This window comes from Chloroflexota bacterium (assembly GCA_026710945.1).
Classification (GTDB): Bacteria; Chloroflexota; UBA11872; order VXOZ01; family VXOZ01; genus VXOZ01.
Genome location: JAPOQA010000024.1, coordinates 1 through 3,652, shown reverse-complemented (window position 1 = coordinate 3,652; position 3,652 = coordinate 1). Strand labels below are relative to the sequence as shown.

General features: G+C 60.4%; 3 protein-coding genes. All 3 read left to right on the top strand.

From position 1 onward, the window contains the following. Nucleotides 1-247 precede the first annotated feature (247 nt). The 3 genes from OXE05_04820 (at nucleotide 248) to OXE05_04810 (ending at nucleotide 3,065) form a co-directional block, all read left to right on the top strand. Entirely contained in the window at nucleotides 248-1,402 is a 1,155-nt protein-coding gene (locus OXE05_04820) for an iron ABC transporter permease (GenBank protein MCY4436639.1), read from the top strand. Beyond that, nucleotides 1,399-2,232, top strand: a complete 834-nt coding sequence (locus OXE05_04815) for a heme ABC transporter ATP-binding protein (GenBank protein MCY4436638.1) — start codon at nucleotides 1,399-1,401, stop codon at nucleotides 2,230-2,232. Before OXE05_04820 ends, OXE05_04815 begins: the two co-directional genes overlap by 4 nt. A 350-nt stretch (nucleotides 2,233-2,582) precedes the next feature. Beyond that, entirely contained in the window at nucleotides 2,583-3,065 is a 483-nt protein-coding gene (locus OXE05_04810; GenBank protein MCY4436637.1) for a MarR family transcriptional regulator, read from the top strand. The last annotated feature ends 587 nt before the right edge of the window (nucleotides 3,066-3,652 follow it).

Sequence of the window (3,652 nt, the reverse complement as noted above, 5' to 3'; positions counted from 1 at the left end):
GTATGCGCGGGTGGCTGGGAGGGGGGGGTGGGGATTTGTGCTGCCGTTTTCGTTGTCAAGGGGCGTCCGCCCCCGGGTGGGGGGGGGCCGGAAGCCCGGTGCTGCCGGGGGGGGGGGGGGGGGGTAGCGCTCGATTTGTCGCGCTACTTTCGCCTCGGTAGAGTTTGTGCGGCAACATTGGCTACACTGACCTAGGATACTCATCACATTTTGCCATGGAAACTAACTAAGGATAGCTCCCACTTTCGTGCAGAATTCGTCAAAGGAACCGACCCCGTCGAAGACGCAGATCTCGTCGAAGACGCAGACTTCGTCAAAGGCACAGACTAACTCGAATTTGCTGCGGCGGACACTGGATGTTGAAGCCCCACTGGCGCTGAGACTCGCCTTAGCGCTGGGAATGCTCGCGCTGCTGCTCTTTATATCATTTGTCGTGACCATGGCAATTGGCGCCGTAGACGTGCCGTTGGGCGTAACCGCATCGATCGTCTTGCAGCAGATGGGCATTCCGCTCGGCGCGACTGCCACCGACGTGCAATGGAGCGTCATCAGTCACGTGCGCCTGCCGCGAGTCCTGACGGCGGCGCTGGTGGGGGCGGCGCTGGCGTTGGCGGGAGCGACCATGCAGGGCATCTTCCGCAATCCCCTCGCCGATCCCGGCATCATTGGGGTGTCGGCCGGCGGAGCGCTGGGGGCGGTGATCGCCATTCATTTTGGCATACGCAGCCTACACTACCTGGCCACGCCGGCACTTGCCTTCTTGGGAGCTTTGGCTGCCGTAATGCTGGTCTACGTGTTGGCCGCAACGCGAGGCGTGGACCCACTGACGACGATGATCCTCGCCGGCGTCGCGGTGCAAGCCTTCATCGGTTCCATCATTTCAGCAGTGCTTACGCTTACGGCCAACGTCAATTCCATGCGCGAGATCGTGTTTTGGCTCACCGGCAGTCTCGGCGCCCGTAGTTGGACGCACGTGCAACTCATTCTTCCATTCATTGTGGTAGGCAGCCTCCTCTTACTCTTCTTTGCCCGAGACCTTAACTTGATGTCATTGGGAGAGGACACAGCGCGGAGCATGGGAGTGGACGTGCGGCGCGTCCGGTTGATCATGCTCACGCTGGCAGCCCTCATCACGGCGGTTGCCGTGGCGGTGAGCGGGATCATCGGCTTTGTCGGCCTGGTTGTACCGCACATGGTGCGCCTAATTGTAGGCCCCGATCACCGCATTGTGCTGCCGACAAGCCTCCTGACGGGAGCCGTGCTGCTCACGTGGGCGGATTTTGGGTCGCGTCTGCTCTTGCGTCCCCAGGAGTTGCGGGTGGGACTTATCACCGCCTTCTTTGGCGCGCCTTTCTTCCTCTACCTGCTGTACCGCAGTAAACGACAGGGCAATATCCTGTGAGTACGTCCTCGGATTCCGCGGGAATCACAGATTCCCGACGCATCGAAGGCGCCGAGCTCGCCGCGAAGGACGTTTCCTTTGCCGTAGGCATGACGCAGTTGCTGGAAGCGGTTTCCCTGGAGGTGCGCAGTGGGAGCTTGCTTGGCCTCATTGGGCCTAACGGGGCCGGCAAGTCCACCCTGCTGAAGTGCATTAGCCAGCTCCTCTCGCCCACTACCGGCCGGGTGTGCTTGGATGGCGTCGACTTGCGGCGCCAGTCGCCCCAAGAGATTGCGCGGCACATCGCGCTGCTGCCGCAGAGCACCACCCTTAACTTTGCCTTTTCGTGCTTGGAGGTAGTCCTGATGGGGAGAAACCCACATCTGGGCCGTTTTCAAACCGAAGGCGCGCATGATCGCGACCTTGCCAGGCAACGCATGAAGGACACCGAGACCGAAGAGTTCGTAACGCGCCTCATCACCGAGGTATCCGCCGGCGAGCGCCAGCGCGTGCTCCTGGCACGGGCGCTCACCCAGCAACCCCGGCTGCTCTTGCTGGACGAACCGACGGCGGGCCTCGACGTGCAGCACCAACTTCAGGTGTTTACGCTGATCCGCAGCCTTGTTCGCCAGGGCCTCACGGCCGTTGCCGTGGTGCATGACCTCAACCTTGCCGCCCGCTTTTGCGACCGCCTGATGTTGCTAAACCGCGGCAAGGCGCACGCGCGCGGGCCTGTGAGCGACGTGCTCACCGCAGAAAACCTTGCGGACGTATTCAGGGTGAAGGCTACGGTCGAGCCGGACCCGGCATTGGGTGTGCTCCGAGTAACCGTACTCGCCGCTCTCGATTAACGTGCCGCTCATGACTCCGCAACCTGTCGCTAACGCCGCGCGTGTATCCCTGGTCGCACTACCCGCGACGCTCGTTTGGCGCACCGAACTTCGTCGCTGGTGCAGGGATGCGTATTGCCAACCCCGCCTGCGACGTTAGTGTATGCGCGCGCAAAACGTGGAAGTCGGAAGCTCGTTCCCAGGCCCAGAAAATCCGTATAACAGTATCCGGCCGCGCCTGTACCTACGGCCACGATCGGACACACGAAGGGAGACGCTTGAAGACGGGTTGCGGCAAGGCTTTCTGAGTAGTACAATCAAAAAAACGCTCCGATTTTTTCAGCCGCAATATTTGCAAAGAAAAGTAATGCATGACCACTGAGAACCAAGAGTTCCAAAACGACTCGGTGCGCGAGTCGGCAGTGGACTTAGAGGCCTGTGTGATCAGGTTGGAGACCGCGATCTTCAAAGGAATGATGGAAGAGGCGGCGCCCTTCGGACTCAACCACGTGGAATTCTCCCTCCTGAAAGCGTGTATTCAGCGAAAGGAGTGCACTGCAACGGAACTGGCGAGTGTGCTCCCCGTGGATGCTTCCCGCATAAGCCGTGTCGTGAACACGCTGGTCGACATGGGAATGCTGCGCAGGCGACGGTTGCGCAGCGGTCGGCGCACCGTAATGCTATCGCTAACTGAAGAGGGGAGCGAGCTGGCGCAGCGCCTCCACAAGCGCATGCGCGAGTACTACGCCAAGCTTCTCGCGGGCGTGAGCACAGAACACCTGCGCGTTTTGGAGTCCACCACCACCAAAATACTCGCCAACTATGACGCCATGAAAAAGTCCTCTACCCCGTAGGCGTTCGCAAACGCCCCGCGCCAACACCGAGTCGGGAGAAGGCGCAAGGCCACCCTCTCCCATCCGGACAAGCGGCGCACGGGTAATATCGAAGAGGTCCTGACGCGCCCTGTCAGGCGGACCACATCGGCTTCTCCCAAGGTATACCCCCGTATCGTGTCGATACGCTGTATCGAGTACGGAGCAGGCTCTAACCCTCTCCCACCGGAGACCTTTGCATAACTCCGGCCGGTGGCCCAAGAATTACCCCCTCTCCTCGGGGAGAGGGCCGGGGGGAGGGGAATTCTGCTTAACCCGTCCTCCTTACCAGCAAGACCGATACACAAGAGTGCAATAGCGGGAAAAAGCTCCCAGAATGCGGGAATCTCCCCCTCACCCTAACCCTCTCCCGGCGGAGATTTTTGCATAACCCCACTTTCTAGCAGGGGCACTCCCTCTCCTGGGGATGTATAGACCGGGTACATGGGTTACACATGTTCGGGCACATAGGTTACACCTTAAGGCATGGAGAATCTTGCAGCAGGAGGATGACTATGCCGTGGAAGGAGCGTACGGTTGTGTCTGAACGCAAGGAGTTCATTGCACTG

Bases quoted from the DNA above. Each gene is read 5' to 3' on its own strand.
- OXE05_04810 (MCY4436637.1), top strand. From the start codon at position 2,583: ATGACCACTGAGAACCAAGAGTTCCAAAACGACTCGGTGCGCGAGTCG.